Raw genomic sequence first — 14,999 nt, forward strand, 5'->3', positions numbered from 1 at the left:
CGTTGAGTAGGTACGGCTAGATCTTGCCTTCCGCCTTCGGCGGATGGGACCGGTTCAGAGCGCGGATTTGACGCGTTCCACGATGCGAGACGTCGAGACCCCGTAGCGGTCGTAGAGCGTGGGCAGCGCTCCGGCGACGAGGAACTCGTCGGGCAACGCGATCGGGGTCACCTGACGGGATACGCCACTGCGGACCAGTGCCGACGCGACGGATTCGAACAATCCGCCGACTACCGTGTGGTTCTCCAACGTGAACACCAAACGATCCTTGGCGATCTCGGCGAGGATCGTGGCCTCGTCGAGAGGCTTGATCGTCGGCGCGTGGACAACCGCGACGCCGATGTTGTCGGCCTCCAGCTGTGCGGCGGCCTGCAACGCGCGTTCGGTCATCAGGCCCGACGAGATGAAGAGCACCTCGTTGCCGCCGCGCAGCTTGGCGGCCTTGCCGAGCTCGAACGTGTAGTCGTATTCGTCCAGCACGGTCGGCACGGCGCCACGCAACAACCGCAGATAGGTGGGGCCCGGGCTGGCCGCGAGCTGCGGTACCGCTTGTTCGATGTCGACGGAGTCGCACGGGTCGACGATCGTCAGGTTGGGCATACCGCGCAGGATCGCGATGTCCTCGGTCGCCTGGTGACTGGGGCCGTAGCCGGTCGTCAAACCGGGCAGCGCGGCGACGATGTTGACGTTGAGCATGCGTTCGGCGATGTCGAGGCAGATGAAGTCATAGGCCCGCCGGGTGGCGAACACCGAGTACGTCGACGCGAACGGGATGAACCCCTCCTCGGCGAGCCCGGCAGCCGCGCCCATCAGCACCTGTTCGGCCATGCCGACCTGATAGAACCGGTCCGGCATCGCGTCGCGGAAGATGTGCATGTCGGTGTATTTCGCCAGATCGGCGCTCAACCCGACGATGAGTGGATTGTCCTGGGCGGCGGCCAGCAGCGCGTGCCCGAACGGCGCGCGAACAACCCTGTCGCCCTCCGCAATCGACGCGATCATCGCATCGGAGGTGAGCCGCTTCTTCGGTGTGGCGGTGGTCATGGTCGGAGCCCCTCATCGAGCTGTTGGTGAGCAAGCGCCCATTCGTGCGGGGCGACCTGCATGAAGTGCAATTTGTCGCGGCTCTGCAACATCGCGACGCCCTTGCCGAGGATCGTGTCGCAGATCAGCGCCTTCGGCTTGCCGCGCCGTGCGCGTAGGTCCTCGAGGGCCTCGACGATCGCCGGGATGTCGTGGCCGTCGACGCGGCGCACATCCCACCCGTTGATCGTGAACTTGTCATGCACCGGTTCGGTGCCCAGCATCGACTGGGCCGGGCCGTCGGCTTGCTGGTTGTTCATGTCGACGACGGCGACGAGGTTGTCGAGCTGGAAATGAGCAGCGGTCTGGACGGCCTCCCACGTGGAGCCCTCGTCGAGTTCACCGTCGGACAGGATGTTGTAGACGAGGGCGGGATTGTCCTTGCGGCGCAGTCCCAAAGCCTTGCCCACCGCGATGCCGAGTCCGTGGCCGAGCGACCCGCCGGAAATCTCCATACCTGGCGTGTATCCGGCCATCCCGGACATCGGCAGCCGGGAGTCGTCGGTGGCGTAGGTGTCGAGTTCCTCGACCGGGATGAACTTCGCCTCGGCCAGCGCCGCGTACAACGCGATCGCGTAGTGGCCGATCGAGAGCAGGCACCGATCGCGCCCCTCCCAATCCGGCTCTGCCGGGCGCAGATTCAGCTGGTCGGTGTAGAGCACCGCCAACACGTCGGCGATGTCGAGAGCCTGGCCGATGTAGCCCTGGCCCTGTACTTCTGCCTGGGTCAACGCGTAATGGCGGATCCGCAGCGCGGCTTCGCGGATACGGCGCACCCGCTCGGGTGCCACGGTGGGGTGATCAGTGAGTGTGGTCATGTCGGTCACGCAACCTGTACTTGTGGGACGGGGGTTTCGAGAGTTGCCTTCGCCGGCGCGGTCTCCCGGGTGCGCACGGCGAGCGCGGTGGAGATGACGCCCATGGCGACGAACAGCAGTGCCGGGCCGAGCCAGCCCATCGCGCCGTAGACGAGCGTGGCGACGAAGGGCACGAAGCCCACGATCACCGATGCGCCGTTGTAGCCCAAGGAGATTCCCGAGGACCGGACGTTGGCCGGGAACTGCTCGGAGAACCAGCTCGACTCGACCGCGAAGATCGGATCGTGGCTGAGCAGCAATGCGAGCGCCACCGCGACGACGATCATGATGAAGGCGCCGGTGTTGATCAACAGGAACATCGGGATGCCGAAGGCGATGGTGAAGACGGACCCGATGAGGAAGACCGGCTTGCGGCCGATGCGGTCACTGAGTGCGCCGAACAGCGGCAGGCTGGCCACGCCGAGTGCGGAGCCGACCAGCGTCCCGGTGAGGACATCGGTCTTCGACGAGATCGCGGCGAGGCCCACGTAGGACAACACGAAGCTGGTGGCGACGTAGTAGCCGCCCGTCTCGGCGAGCCGCAGGCCGATGATCCGCAGGATCATCGGCCAGCCGGAGCGGATCACCTCGAGCGCGGGCTGGCGGTGAATCTCGTTGGCTTCCTTCATTTCTTTGAACGCCGGTGACTCGCTAACACCGAGCCGGACGTAGATGCCGACGGCCACCATCACCGCCGACGCGAGGAACGGCGCGCGCCAGACCCAGTCGCCGTCGAACAACGCGCTCGACAACAGGAACGCACCGTTCGCCAGCACGAGCCCGAGCGGAATGCCGATCTGTGGGATCGCCCCGAAGAATCCGCGGCGATGCGCTGGGGCGTGTTCGACCGCCATCAGCACTGCGCCACCCCACTCAGCGCCGAATCCGACGCCCTGCACCATCCGCAGCACGATGAGCAGAACCGGTGCGAGAACGCCGATTTGGTCGTAGGTGGGCAGCACACCGATGAGCACCGTGCCGATGCCCATGACGACCAGCGACCAGAACAGCACGGCCTTGCGGCCGAAGCGGTCACCGAAGTGGCCGGCGAGGTAGCCGCCGACCGGCCGCATGACGAATCCGACGGCGAGGGTGGCGAAAGATGCCAGTACACCGACGATCGGCTCGTCGGCATGGAAGAACACGCTGCCGAAGTAGGCGGCCGCGGCTGTGCCGTAGATGAAGAAGTCGTAGCTCTCGACCGCGGAGCCGATCATCGAAGCGATCGACACGCGGCGTGGATTATTCACCGGCGCTGGGGATTCGGCGGTGTCGTTCGGTGGTGCGGTCATCGTATTCCTGGGTCGAAGGGACGTGGCAGGCGGTTAGTCGTAGGTCTCGATGACGCGGCTGTCATCGCGGAGTCCAAGGCCGAGTTCGCCGGCCTTCTGATACCGGGAGCGAGCGATGTCGAGCAGTGGAACCGGAGCGCCGGCGCGGGCGGCCGCATCGGCAACCAGGCCGCTGTCCTTGACGAAGATGTTGATGGTGCTGGTGACCGGCGCGTCGGTGCCCAGGAGCATGCGCGGGCCGCGATCCGAGAGCATCCAAGAACCGGCCGCACCGTGCTGAACCAGGTCGAGTACGGCGGCTTTGTCCAGGCCGAGCGCATCGGCGAGGTGCAGCGCCTCGGCGGCGGCCACGATGTGGACCGAGCACAGGTGCTGATTGACCACCTTGATCGCCTGCCCGCCGCCGAGCTCGGAGCCGATGAACCGGGCGGTGCCCAGCGCGTCGAGCACGTCGCGTACCGCGTCGACGGTGTCTTGCTCGCCTGCGGCGAAGATGACGAGCTCGCCGGTCTGGGCCCGGGCCACTCCGCCGGTCACCGGGGCGTCGACGACACGCGCCCCGGCCGATGCCAACCGTGCCGCGGCAACAGTCAGCGCGTCGGGCCCGATCGTCGACATCACGATCCAGGTCTGGCCGTCCAGCTCCTTGCCTGCCTCGGACACCAACGTGTCCAACTGATCGGGCGTGGCGACCATGACCACGACGATCGGCGTCTTCGGAGCGAGGCCGATGGTGGCGACTGCGTCGATCCCGGCCTCGGCGGCCCGCTGCCGGGCCGGCTCGAACGGGTCGACACCGACGACCTGGTGTCCGGCCTTCGCGAGTACTGCGGCCATGGGTAGGCCGATGGCGCCCAGGCCGACGAACGTGACGGAACTCAACACTACCTCCACATTGGTCGAACCAAATTGGTTGAACCAATACGGTATGGCGTGGGTCACTTCATGTCAACCCGGTTACCAACCGCACGTCCGAACAGCTTTGAAGTGGGGCGTTACCGGAACGGATGGCAGCCGACTGTCCGGTCACTCCGCTACAGTGGAGACGCCGGTCACATTGGTCGGCCAATCCACGGGAGGTGAGATGGACGCCCTGGAACGCGTGGTCGAGCAGATCATGAGTTCTGCGACACGCACCTCAGACGGGTCGATCGCGCGGCTGCCCACCGAACGCCAACTCGCCGAGACGCTTGGCATCAGCCGTGGAGCACTCCGCGAGCAACTCGCCGCCCTGGAGTCTCTCGGTCTGGTGACGCGCACGCAGGGCAGCGGAATTCACCTCGCCCCGACCAGCCCGACGCCGGTGCGGTTGTACTTCGATCTGAGCGTGCGGCTCGGGCTCATCACGACAGATCAGCTCGAACGCGGCCGGGAGATGTTGGAAGAAACCGTCGTTCGTGCGGCCGCGGTCCGCGCAACGCCCGCAGACCTGGCCGAACTGGAAGGCTACGTCGAGCAGATGGTCGACGGGTCGGCGTCAGGTGACCATCAGAAGGCCGATGCCGCCGACTACAACTTTCACCGCTGCCTGTACCGGATCGTCGACAACCCGGTGCTGAACCTGATCGCCGACGGTTTGGTGGACGTGTTGAGGGAACTGCTCACCCAGCGACGGGTTCGCGCCATCAACTCCGAGGAGCCCGACGAACACGGGCACTACCGGACCGATCTCATCCATCAGCAGATCGTCGGCGCGCTGCGGTTGCGTGACCCCGACCTCGCTGCGGCGACGATGGCCGCGCACTTCGACCAGTGGCGCCACATCACCGACGAGCCCGACAACGAAGAAGCCACGCCGGGCGTCCGCGCCGTCGGGTAGCTAGGCGCTTGCGGCTCGTGGAAACGCAGCCAACGCCGCCTCCACGCCCCGCTCCAGGGCGGTCCCGTTGCCCCAGCCCACGTAGTAGTAGAGCTGCAGCACGGCTTCGCGGAGTTCCTCGGCAGTCAGTTCGCCGTTGGCCAGTGCGCCACGGACCTGAACCTCGATGAGATCGGACCGGCCCAGCATCGCCGTCGCGCCCATCACCAACAGTCGCCGGTCGCGGATGGACAGGCCCGGCCGGCTCCAGATCTCGGCGAACAGATGGTCCACGGTCTTCTCCAGGGCTGGGGTGCGCTGCGCCGGGATGGCGTCGGCCACCTCTTGCCCGTAGACCGCACCCATCATGGCAAGTCCGAGTTCGGTTTTGTCGGTTGGTTTTTCAGTTGCGATGCCCAGGGTGCCGGATCCGTGTTCGCGAACCGCGTCGACCACGGGAACGGCGACGGCGCCCTCGGCGGCCAGCTCCTGGGCGGCCGCGAGATCCTTGTCCATCAACCGCAGCATCTGCGGTGCGAAGGCTTTCGCGTCCTCCGTCCGCCCCAACAAGGTGAACATGGTGGCGCCGTCGGGATCGGCTTCTTCGATGACCGTCTTCAACGTCTCGGGGTCCACACCGGCCGACGTCGCCAACTCGGCCGCTTCGTGCATCACGCGCCACGTTCCATAAGTGGCGACGTTGCGGGCGAGCTTGGTGGCCATCCCGGCACCCAGTGGGCCGCAGTGCACAACCGTCTTGGCGAAGTCGTCGAGCACCGGCATCGCACGGCGCACGGTGTGGTCATCACCGCCGACCATCGCAACGAGACCGTTGTGGGCGGCCAGATTGCCTGGTGTCACACCGCAATCCAGCAAGGCCACGCCAGCCTGTGCGCATTGCTCAGCCAACGCACACACCTCTGGAACGGCCACGGTCGACAGCAGCACCGCGATCAGGCCGGAATGCGCGCCGGCGAGCAGGCCGTCCGGCCCGTCCAACACCGCGCGCACCTGCTCGGCATCGACGACGGCGATCAGTACGACGTCACTCTCCCGCGCCACATCGGCAGGCGAGGGTTCCGCCGCCGGGACACCGTCGAGTGCGTCGGCGGCATCGGAACGGATGTCGTAGACGACCGGAGTGCGCCCGCTGCGAGCCAAGCTCACCGCGACACCGCCACCGATCATGCCGAGCCCGATGACACCGGCACGCGGTGCGCGACGCGACTCGGGCTGTTGGACATCCATGTTGATTTCGACGCTCATCTCTCGACCCCTAGCGATAACCTAACTAAGTTCACTTATCGTCAGGCTAGCGCTGTTTCAGCAGCTCGAGAGGGGGCACCGGCCGTGATTCCTAGCACACCTAAGAAGAGTGTGGGTTCCACGCCACGGAGGCGTAGTCGCCGCGGTGAAGGCGAGCAGCTTCGCGCCGAGATCCTCGAGGCCGTCAACCGCCTGCTGGACCGTTGGGGCGGCGACGAGAAGTTGACGATGCGCGCGGTGGCGCACGAGGTGGGTGTCGCCGCACCGAGCATCTATCTGCACTTCTCGGACAAGGCCGAGCTGGTCTGGGCAGCCCTGTCGGACAAATACACGCAGTTGGCGCAACAGATATCTACCGCGAGTCGGGCCGCGGCCGATGCGGGACCAAGAGCGCAACTGCGTGCCGGGGTCCATGCCTACTGCCGCTTCGCGGTCGAGAATCCCGGGCACTACCGGTTGATGTACCAGGTGCGCCAGCCCGTCGTCGATAAAGAACGCCTCGGCAGCCATCCCGCCCGTCAGGTGTCAAACCTGTTGCGGTCCGGCCTCGTAGCATCCGCCCAAGCGGGTCACGCGCTGGCGCAGCCCGTGCACCAGGCCGCACACACACTCTGGACGGGGCTGCACGGGATGGTGTCGGTTCAGCACAGCTTCGCGATGGGCGGTTCAACCGAGGATCTGCTCGAACTCGCGGACGGCTTACTGGATCTCGTGGTGGCCCGCGAGCGCGGAACCGGCGCGGTCTACCCGCCGGTGACCGCGGTCGACCGCGTCATCGCCGCGGTTGTCGACGGCTAACCGCTGAGATCGGCCAATGCCTGCGTGGTTTGCAGGTCCTCGTAAGCCGCCGAATACCGTTGGGCCAACGCGAGAGCGATGTCCGGACGCTGCCACAGCTCCCCCGCGCTCGCGGTCGCGAGCCAGGTGGTCAAACCGTGCGCAACCGAAGCGCGGTAGCGAAGCCAGATCTCGTCCGCAGACGGCAGTTCACCTGGCGAGTCGAGCGCTTCGCCGAGGGTGTCCCGGTACTCTTCGAGCAACTCGCGCTCGGCCGCTCGCCGATCGTCCGTGGTCAACGCTCCCTGCAGGAAATAGCCGAGATCCAGCGAGAAGTTGCCGCTGCGGGCCACCTGCCAATCCAGGAAGCCGACCTCCCCGCTCGGCAACACGTAGGTGTTGCCGATGTGCGGGTCACCGTGCAGCAGCGTCTGCGCGGTGCCCGGCGCGGTGAGGGTGCGGATGAACGGCTTCCAGACGCCCTCGACGAGATGGTCGATGGTCAGAGCGTGGACCGATTCGGGTGCGTCGTCGCCGAGGCGCTCCAAAGCCGCCGGCAGTGGCGCGTATTGCATACCGTCCCATGGCACGAACGGCTCCAGCCACTCCAGGCCGGGACGGTGCACCCGTTCGCCCCAGAACGCACCGTGCATCCGGGCCAGGCCCCGAACGCCGTTGGCCGCCTGCTCGACCGTCAGCGGGCGAGTCGCGTCGCGCGGGTCTGCGTTGCGCGCGGTGAGGTCTTCCATGACGAGCATGAAGTCCTCTTCGGCCTCGTCGATCGGCGCGGCGTAGACCGTCGGGTACTCAAGCGGCAGTGCGACATTCGAGTTGAACAGCCGCGGCTCGTGCAGAAGGCCGCTCGTCATCTTGATGAGCATCTTGTGGTCGGGGTCAACGGCTTTCGCGAACACTGTCCCAGGTCCGGCCGGACCAGGCCGGTACGTCACCGCAAGCCGGGCACGGCGATTGGTCCCGTCGTCGCGCATGTCGACGCTCACACTGTCGACAACCGCGTCGGGATGATGCGCCGATAACGCCGCGGCCATCCAATCCGGGGTGATCTCGTCCCAATCCTTCGGGACGGTAAGACTCGCGGTCACCTCACGAACGCCGGCATCGAGTCCCAGCCGCGCACTGTCGATGTGGGTGACAGGGCTGCGTTGTCCAGGTCGACGTCCCATTCCGGGAAGCGTTTGAGAATCTCTTCCAACGCAATCCGTCCTTCGAGGCGCGCCAGCGCCGAGCCGAGGCAGAAATGGGTGCCCACACTGAACGCCAGGTGCTGGTGCTGTTCGCGGTGGATGTCGAAAACCTCGCCGTCGGGCGGGAATTGGCGGCTGTCGCGGACGGCGGCGCCGATGAGCATCATCATGACGCTGCCCTCGGGTACCGTCTGGCCGTAGTACTCGACATCGCGGGTGACGTAGCGAGCGACGTGCGGGGCGGGTGGCTCGTACCGCAGCAGTTCCTCGATGGCCTGCGGGATGAGCGCCGGGTTCTCGACGAGCTGGCGGCGCTGGTCCGGGTGTTCAGCCAAAACCTTTGCGGCCCAGCCGATCAAACGGGTCGTCGTTTCGTTACCCGCGCCCGCCACGACGTTGATGTAGATGAGCAGTTCCTCACGGGTGAGATGACGCGTCACACCGTGTTCGTCGGTGAACTCGACGTTGAGCAGCTCCGTCATGATGTCGTCGGACGGGTTGTCCTTACGCCAATCGATGTAGGTTTCGAAGATCGAGCCGTCGACGAGGCCGTCCTGGGCGGCCTTCATGGGCTTGCCCGCCTCGGTGCGCAACTGTTCGTTGCCGTGGTCGCGGATCATCTCCTGGTCGTCCTCGGGAATGCCGAGGAGCGCACTGATCACGCGCATCGGCATGACGGCGCCGAAGTCGGTGATGAAGTCGAACTTTCCGGCACCCACGAGCGGATCGAGGGACTGTGCGCAGAACTCGCGGATCTTTGGCTCGAGTGCATTGATCTTCCGTGGCGTGAACATCCGCGAGAGCAGCTTGCGATGGGTGGTGTGGATCGGCGGGTCCTCGAAGATCAGCGCCCCCGACGGGATCGCGATGTTGGCCTTGATCAATTCGATGATCGCGCCGCGCGCCGAGCTGAAGGTCTCGTGGTCGATGAGCGCCTTGTTGACGTCGGCGAAGCGGCTCAGCGCGTAGAAGTCGTGCTGTTCGTTGTAGTACAGCGGCGCTTCTTCACGCAGGCGCGCGAACGTCGGGTACGGGTTGGCGTTGATCTCGACGTCGTAAGGGTCGAAGTACACGTTCTGGGTGGCGCTTGCTGTCACGAAAATCCGCCTCTCTGTGTCCGAGAGCGGAGTTTACACACGGATGGTTATGCGCGTAAGTAACTTGGCCGGATCAGCGCCGACCGCCCTACCGAAGAATCAGGTGGAATCCCGCACGATCAGCGTTGCCACGCCCGCGCTGCTGGGCTCCTGCTCGCTCGGGTAGCCCAGTTCCGACATCATCGCCGCGACCGCGACGTCCACGATCGCCTTGGCATCGAACGAGACCGACGTCAGCGGTGGCGCACTGACGGCACCCAGTTCGATTGCGTTCACGCCGATCACCGCCATGTCCTGGGGACACCGCAACCCGGCGCGACGAAGTCCGTGCAGTACGACGAAGGCGGTGTCGTCGCTCTGCGCGCAGATGGCGCTCACCCCCTCGGCGGCCCAGCGGGCCACGATCTCCGCCGCATTGGAACCGTCGGCGGCGAAGCTGGCCACACTGATCTCCGGCAACTTTCGGCGCTGCGCGGCCGCGCGCAGGCCAACCAACCAGTAGTCGCCGAGTGGCCGCAGCTCCTCGTCGGTGGTGTAGGCGAACGCCAGCCGGGTGTGACCCCGCGACGCCAGGTGTTCGACGCGCATCTCACCGATGCTGCGATCCAGCGCGCCGATCGCGTGCAACTGCGAGCTGCCGAGGTGGATCTGCGGTATGCCGGCCGCGGTCGCCGCCGCCAGCGCATTGCCGCTCAGCGGAAAGGTACTGGTGACAGCCATTGGGTTGAGGTCAGCGATGGCGTCGACGACGTTGCGGTCGTCCTCGGTCTCGAACTGCAGCGACAACACGATCCCGTGGCGAGCGAGCGCGGTGGTGAGGCGGCTGCCGACTTCGATGGGCAGGTTGCCGAGCGAGAGCCGGCCGACGATGTAGAGCACCACACCACTGCCGCCGACCGCGAGGTTGCGGGCCGCGAGGTTGGGCCGATAGCCGAGCTGTGCCGCCGCATTGCGTACGGCGGCCTGTGTCTGCTCCGAGATTCGTTGACCTTCAACATTATTGAGCACATAGCTGACCGTGGCGGTCGAGACGTTGGCAAGTCTGGCGACGTCGGCCTTCGTGGGACGCCCCTTGGTGGTGCTCACGGTGACATCGTGGCACGTTGCTGGTCGGGTGCGGTTCCAGAGTCAGCGGGCATCGGGCGGGCAGCGCTCTCCCGCAGCGTAAAGACGGTGCCAACCGAGACGATGGCAGCGGCGATCAGATACAGCGCGGGCGCCAGATGGTTGCCCGTCGCGGCCGTCAGCCAGGTGACGACATACGGCGTGGTACCGCCGAACGCCGCGACGGCGATGTTGTAGCCGATCGAAAAGCCGCTGTAGCGAACCCGGGTGGCGAACAGTTCGACCCCGGCCGTCACCGCCGTTGCCACGTACACGGATTCGATCGCGGCCAGCAGGCAGTGCCCGACGATCGCCGCCACGACCGAGCCTGAATTCATCAGCAGGAATAACGGATACGCGAAAACCACGAAACCGACCGAACCGGCGATCAGCAGCGGCTTGCGTCCGATTCGGTCCGACAGGGCCGCGAGCGGCAGGATAAGGATGAGCGCGGTCAGGCTGGCCAGCGTGATCGAGACGAACGACTCGGTCTTACTGAACTGCAAGGTCTTGATGAAGTACGTCGGCACGAAAGTGAACACGACGTAGTAGCCGACATTGAAGACGATGAACATGCCGATGACTTGGAGTATCGGCTTCCGTGCGGTCCGGACCGCTTCGCGTAGTGGGGATTTGGCGACCCGGTCCGACTTGTCGAGTTTGGTGAACTCCGGTGTGTCGTCGAGTCGCAGCCGGATGTAGAGGCCGACCAGTCCGAGGGGTGCGGCGATCAGGAACGGAATGCGCCACCCGTAGCTGTCCATCGCCTCGGGTGTCAGTGACGCCGCCAGCAGGGTGACCGTGATGGACCCGAGCAGAAACCCGAGCACACCCGACCATGCGATGAACGTGACCGTGAGCCCGCGCCTGCGCTCCGTAGCGTACTCGGCGAGATAGACTGCGCCACCGCCATATTCACCGCCAGCCGAGAAGCCCTGCAGGCAGCGCAGCAGAAGCAACAGTAAGGGCGCGGCGACACCGATCGTGGCGTAGGTGGGCAGCAGGCCGATGCCGAGTGTCGCCGCCGACATCAGCAGGATGACCACGGCCAGCACCCGCTGGCGGCCCAGTCGGTCGCCGAGCGGGCCGAACACGAATCCGCCGAGCGGACGCATGAAGAAGGCCGCGGCGAAGATCGCGAACGTGTTGAGCAGCGCGGCGGTCTCGTTGCCGGCCGGGAAGAAATTGGCGGCGATATAAGTCGCCAGGAAGCCGTAGATCGCGAAGTCGAACCATTCCACGGCGTTGCCGATGGACGCGCCCGTGATGGCCTTGCGGACCGCGGCCTCGTTCCCGGTGGCTGTCACAGAAAACCCGCCTCTCGTAATGCGAGAAGGGAGTTTACCGGTTCGGTTATGCGCGTAAGCGGCTTCGGCGGGATGGGCTCGTACGCCATTGTCACGCTGGAGCGGCAGTCGGCTTCGACAGCCACTCCAGCGTGACAAACGCGGGCGGACGCGCGCTAGCGCACGCAAACGCGGGCGGACGCGGGTCAGACCGCCGCGAGCGTCTCCGCGGTGAGGAGCGCCTGGGCCACACCCGACACGATCGATGCCAGGCGGATGGCCTCGAAGATCGTCGACCGCGACACCTCGGCATCGCGCAGCACGGTCTCGTGCGCGGCCAGGCAGTGCCCGCACCCGTTGATCGCCGACACCGCGAGCGACCAGAGTTCGAAGTCAGCCTTCTCCACACCCGGGTTGGCGATGATGTTCATCCGCAGACCGGCCCGCAGGTCGTCGTAACGCCCGTCCAACTGCCCCTTGGTGCGGTAGAAGACGTTGTTCATCCCCATGATGGAGGCTGCCCCAAGTGCGGCGTGGTAGGCCTCTTCGCTGAGCACGTCGAGTGCGTCCTCGGAGATCTCGCGCAGCAGGTGCTGAGACTTGGTCGCAGCGGCGGTCGCCACGAGCGCACCCCACAGCTGTTGTTCGGTGAGCTCCGTGGACTTGACGATGCTTCCGAAGTTGAGCTTGAGATCCTTGGCGTATTCCGGAAGGGCTGCCTTGATGTTCTCGATGCTCATCGTCAGACCGCCTCTGCGAGCAGCTCGCCGGCCTTGATCGTCGGATCGCCCTTCTTCCAGTTGCAGGCGCACAGCTCGTCGGACTGCAGGGCGTCGAGCACGCGCAGTACCTCGTCGACATTGCGGCCCACCGAACCCGCCGTTACCGACACGAACTGGACCTCGTTGTTGGGGTCGACGATGAAGGTCGCCCGGTCGGCGACGCCATCGGCGTTGAGCACGCCGGTCGCGAGTGCGAGCTCACGCTTGAGGTCCGAGGCCATCGGGAACGGCAGCTTCTTGAGGTCCTCGTGCTGGGCACGCCATTGGAAGTGCACGAATTCGTTGTCCACCGATACGCCGATAACCTTGGCGTCGCGGTCTTCGAAGTCCTCGTTCAGCTTGCCGAATGCCGCGATCTCCGTGGGGCATACGAACGTGAAGTCCTTGGGCCAGAAGAAGATGATCCGCCACTTGCCGTCATGGTCCTTGTCGGTCACCCGGGTGAAATAGTCGTCGGGCTGCTTGGCGTCGACCTCCGACAGATCTCCACCGATAACGGCGGTCAGGTCATATTCCGGAAATTGAGCACCAATCGACAAAATAGCCATCGCCACATATCCCATCGTCTTGATTTTCTGGAATCATTCCAGAATTTACGATCTTGATTCTGGCTTCCGAAGAAGGGTTGTGGCAACCGAATAGAGCCGTGATTGTCGGCACAAACGCGTCAGCGTGCGCTCGGCGTCACGGTGGGTCCGGAATGGGACGCGCGGATGCGACGCAGCAGCGCCGCGTACCCGGCCGCGTCGAAGGCGTTCATATCGGTGTCACTGTCACGTCTGTGGAATGCCGGACACCGGCGGGAGCGGGTAGAACTGGCATGGGTGAGCGCAGGGAAGGCGGATCAGTTGGGGCGGCTTTGCTGGTGGGTCAGCCTGGCGTGTTGTGCGGTCCTGTTGGCTGGGTGCGGCAGTGGCACGGTGGTTCAGGGTAAGGCGACCTCGATGTTGTTCGATCCCGACCGCGTCGGCGGATTGCCGGTCAACGAGGGCCACAGCGGGGTCCGTCCGGATGCGCCCGCGCCGGCCCGCAGCGCGGAGAACACCGACGGGGGCCAGATCGACAACCTGGCGCTGCTGGCGATCGACGACATCGAGGACTTCTGGTCGCAGAACTACGCAGGCGGGTCGCTGTTCGGCGAATTCACTCCGGTGAAGCGCTTGGTGTCGTTCAACTCCGATCAAGAACCCGGCCTCCAGATTTGCGGGCAGAACACGCTCGGGCTCACCAACGCGTTCTACTGCACCAACGCTGACGTGATGGCGTGGGACCGGGGCGTCGCGATCCCGGTCGCGGCACAGTACTTCGGCCAGATGGGCGTCGTCGGAGTGATGGCGCACGAGTACGGCCACGCTGTGCAGCACCAGGCCAGGCTGGTCGACCGGTCGACGCCCGTGCTGGTGTCCGAACAACAGGCCGACTGCTTCGCGGGGGTGTATCTGCGTTGGGTGGCCGCGGGGAACTCACCGCGCTTCGAGCTGAGCACCGGCGACGGACTCAACCACGTGCTCGCCGGCCTGATCTACATCCGCGATCCGTTGATGACGCAACTCAACGCGGTCATGACCGGCAACGAGCACGGATCGGCACTCGATCGCGTCAGCGCGTTCCAGATCGGCTTCAGCGGCAACGTCGACCAATGCGCGGCAATCGACATGACCGAGATCAAGAAGCGTCGCGGGGACCTCCCCAAGTTCCTCGACTCCGAGTTCCTCGGCCAGTCCCAGTCCGGCAACACCGCGATCACCACTGATCTGCTGACCGATCTGATGGAGGTGCTCGGGCAGATCTACGCACCGGCCGATCCGCCGAAGCTGAGCACTGAGGCCGCCGAGTGCCCCGACGCCAGGCCGTCACCGCCGGCGTCGTACTGCCCGTCGAGCAACACCATCACGGTGGACCTGCCGGGCCTGAAAGCGCTGGGCGAGGCCAAGAACGAAAACGACGAACAGGAACTGTTGCAGGGCGACAACACCGCGATATCGGTGCTGACGTCGCGATACGCGCTGGCCGTTCAGCATCAGAAGGGGCTCGCGATCGATACGCCCGTCTCGGCCATGCGTACCGGGTGCCTGACGGGCGTGGCGCAGGCCAGGATGGCCGAGCCCGACCAGTCGATCCGACTGTCGGCCGGCGACACCGACGAGGCGATCAGCGGACTGCTCACGAATGGGCTGGCCGCCAGCGATGTCAACGGCACGCTCCTCGGCGCGGGGTTCAGCCGGATCCTCGCGTACCGATCGGGTCTGCAGGGTGACGACGCGCAGTGCTATCAGCGATTCCCGTGAGCGTGGCGGAGGAGAAACAATGAGCGGTCCAGAGCAGCCCTGGTGGGTCCGGCCGGGCGGCGCGCCGCCGCCGCCGGGAGCACCTTCTGGTCGGCCGCCGACGTGGCAACCGCCGCGGCCGCCACGCAACCAACACCGTCCACCGCCCCCCGCTCCCCTGCCGC

14 protein-coding genes are annotated in these 14,999 nt (G+C 65.7%); 3 read left to right on the forward strand and 11 right to left on the reverse strand.

Annotation, left to right across the window (positions count from 1 at the left end; translation table 11 throughout):
* Positions 1–54 precede the first annotated feature (54 nt).
* The 4 genes from ACRCUN_RS31735 to ACRCUN_RS31750 are packed head-to-tail and all read right to left on the reverse strand — an operon-like array spanning position 55 to position 4,117.
* Positions 55–1,044 carry a transketolase family protein gene (locus ACRCUN_RS31735; RefSeq protein WP_462145581.1) on the reverse strand — a complete coding sequence of 330 codons (990 nt, stop codon included), beginning with the start codon at positions 1,042–1,044 and terminating at the stop codon, positions 55–57.
* Positions 1,041–1,901 (reverse strand): transketolase, encoded by an 861-nt coding sequence (locus tag ACRCUN_RS31740; RefSeq protein ID WP_462145582.1) that lies wholly within the window; start codon positions 1,899–1,901, stop codon positions 1,041–1,043. The genes ACRCUN_RS31735 and ACRCUN_RS31740 overlap by 4 nt, the downstream gene beginning before the upstream one ends.
* A gap of 5 nt (positions 1,902–1,906) precedes the next feature.
* Positions 1,907–3,232, reverse strand: coding sequence for an MFS transporter (locus ACRCUN_RS31745; RefSeq protein WP_462145583.1), 1,326 nt, complete (start codon positions 3,230–3,232; stop codon positions 1,907–1,909).
* A gap of 33 nt (positions 3,233–3,265) precedes the next feature.
* Entirely contained in the window at positions 3,266–4,117 is an 852-nt protein-coding gene (locus ACRCUN_RS31750) for an NAD(P)-dependent oxidoreductase (RefSeq protein WP_462145584.1), read from the reverse strand.
* A 199-nt stretch (positions 4,118–4,316) separates the two neighbouring features.
* Between ACRCUN_RS31750 and ACRCUN_RS31755 the strand changes: the two genes are divergently transcribed.
* The gene (locus tag ACRCUN_RS31755) at positions 4,317–5,051 is read left to right on the forward strand and encodes a FadR/GntR family transcriptional regulator (protein ID WP_462145585.1); all 735 of its coding nucleotides are present in this window, start codon (positions 4,317–4,319) and stop codon (positions 5,049–5,051) included.
* Here the strand turns inward: ACRCUN_RS31755 and ACRCUN_RS31760 are convergent, their stop codons facing one another.
* Positions 5,052–6,296, reverse strand: a complete 1,245-nt coding sequence (locus tag ACRCUN_RS31760) for an NAD(P)-binding domain-containing protein (protein WP_462145586.1) — start codon at positions 6,294–6,296, stop codon at positions 5,052–5,054. It lies immediately after the preceding gene.
* 111 nt (positions 6,297–6,407) lie between these two features.
* On the opposite strand from ACRCUN_RS31760, the gene ACRCUN_RS31765 reads away from it, so the two are divergent.
* Complete coding sequence (locus tag ACRCUN_RS31765; RefSeq protein WP_462145587.1) at positions 6,408–7,094, forward strand: TetR/AcrR family transcriptional regulator; 687 nt, start codon at positions 6,408–6,410, stop codon at positions 7,092–7,094.
* Here the strand turns inward: ACRCUN_RS31765 and ACRCUN_RS31770 are convergent.
* From ACRCUN_RS31770 to ACRCUN_RS31795, 6 genes are all read right to left on the reverse strand, one after another.
* Complete coding sequence (locus tag ACRCUN_RS31770) at positions 7,091–8,122, reverse strand: phosphotransferase (RefSeq protein ID WP_462145622.1); 1,032 nt, start codon at positions 8,120–8,122, stop codon at positions 7,091–7,093. The two genes, ACRCUN_RS31765 and ACRCUN_RS31770, sit on opposite strands and share 4 nt — an antisense overlap.
* Positions 8,123–8,172: 50 nt before the next feature.
* A complete protein-coding gene (locus ACRCUN_RS31775) occupies positions 8,173–9,375 on the reverse strand; it encodes a cytochrome P450 (protein ID WP_462145588.1) in 1,203 nt (400 codons plus the stop codon).
* A 99-nt stretch (positions 9,376–9,474) separates the two neighbouring features.
* Positions 9,475–10,461 carry a LacI family DNA-binding transcriptional regulator gene (locus ACRCUN_RS31780; RefSeq protein ID WP_462145589.1) on the reverse strand — a complete coding sequence of 329 codons (987 nt, stop codon included), beginning with the start codon at positions 10,459–10,461 and terminating at the stop codon, positions 9,475–9,477.
* Positions 10,458–11,786, reverse strand: a complete 1,329-nt coding sequence (locus ACRCUN_RS31785; RefSeq protein ID WP_462145590.1) for an MFS transporter — start codon at positions 11,784–11,786, stop codon at positions 10,458–10,460. The genes ACRCUN_RS31780 and ACRCUN_RS31785 overlap by 4 nt, the downstream gene beginning before the upstream one ends.
* A 185-nt stretch (positions 11,787–11,971) precedes the next feature.
* Complete coding sequence (gene ahpD, locus ACRCUN_RS31790; protein WP_462145591.1) at positions 11,972–12,505, reverse strand: alkyl hydroperoxide reductase AhpD; 534 nt, start codon at positions 12,503–12,505, stop codon at positions 11,972–11,974.
* A gap of 2 nt (positions 12,506–12,507) precedes the next feature.
* Positions 12,508–13,095 (reverse strand): peroxiredoxin, encoded by a 588-nt coding sequence (locus ACRCUN_RS31795; RefSeq protein ID WP_409501193.1) that lies wholly within the window; start codon positions 13,093–13,095, stop codon positions 12,508–12,510.
* A gap of 396 nt (positions 13,096–13,491) precedes the next feature.
* On the opposite strand from ACRCUN_RS31795, the gene ACRCUN_RS31800 reads away from it, so the two are divergent.
* Positions 13,492–14,835: a neutral zinc metallopeptidase gene (locus ACRCUN_RS31800; RefSeq protein WP_462145592.1), complete on the forward strand. Its 1,344-nt coding sequence runs from the start codon at positions 13,492–13,494 to the stop codon at positions 14,833–14,835.
* Positions 14,836–14,999: the final 164 nt, after the last annotated feature.

It is taken from the genome of Mycobacterium venezuelense (genome assembly GCF_054919535.1).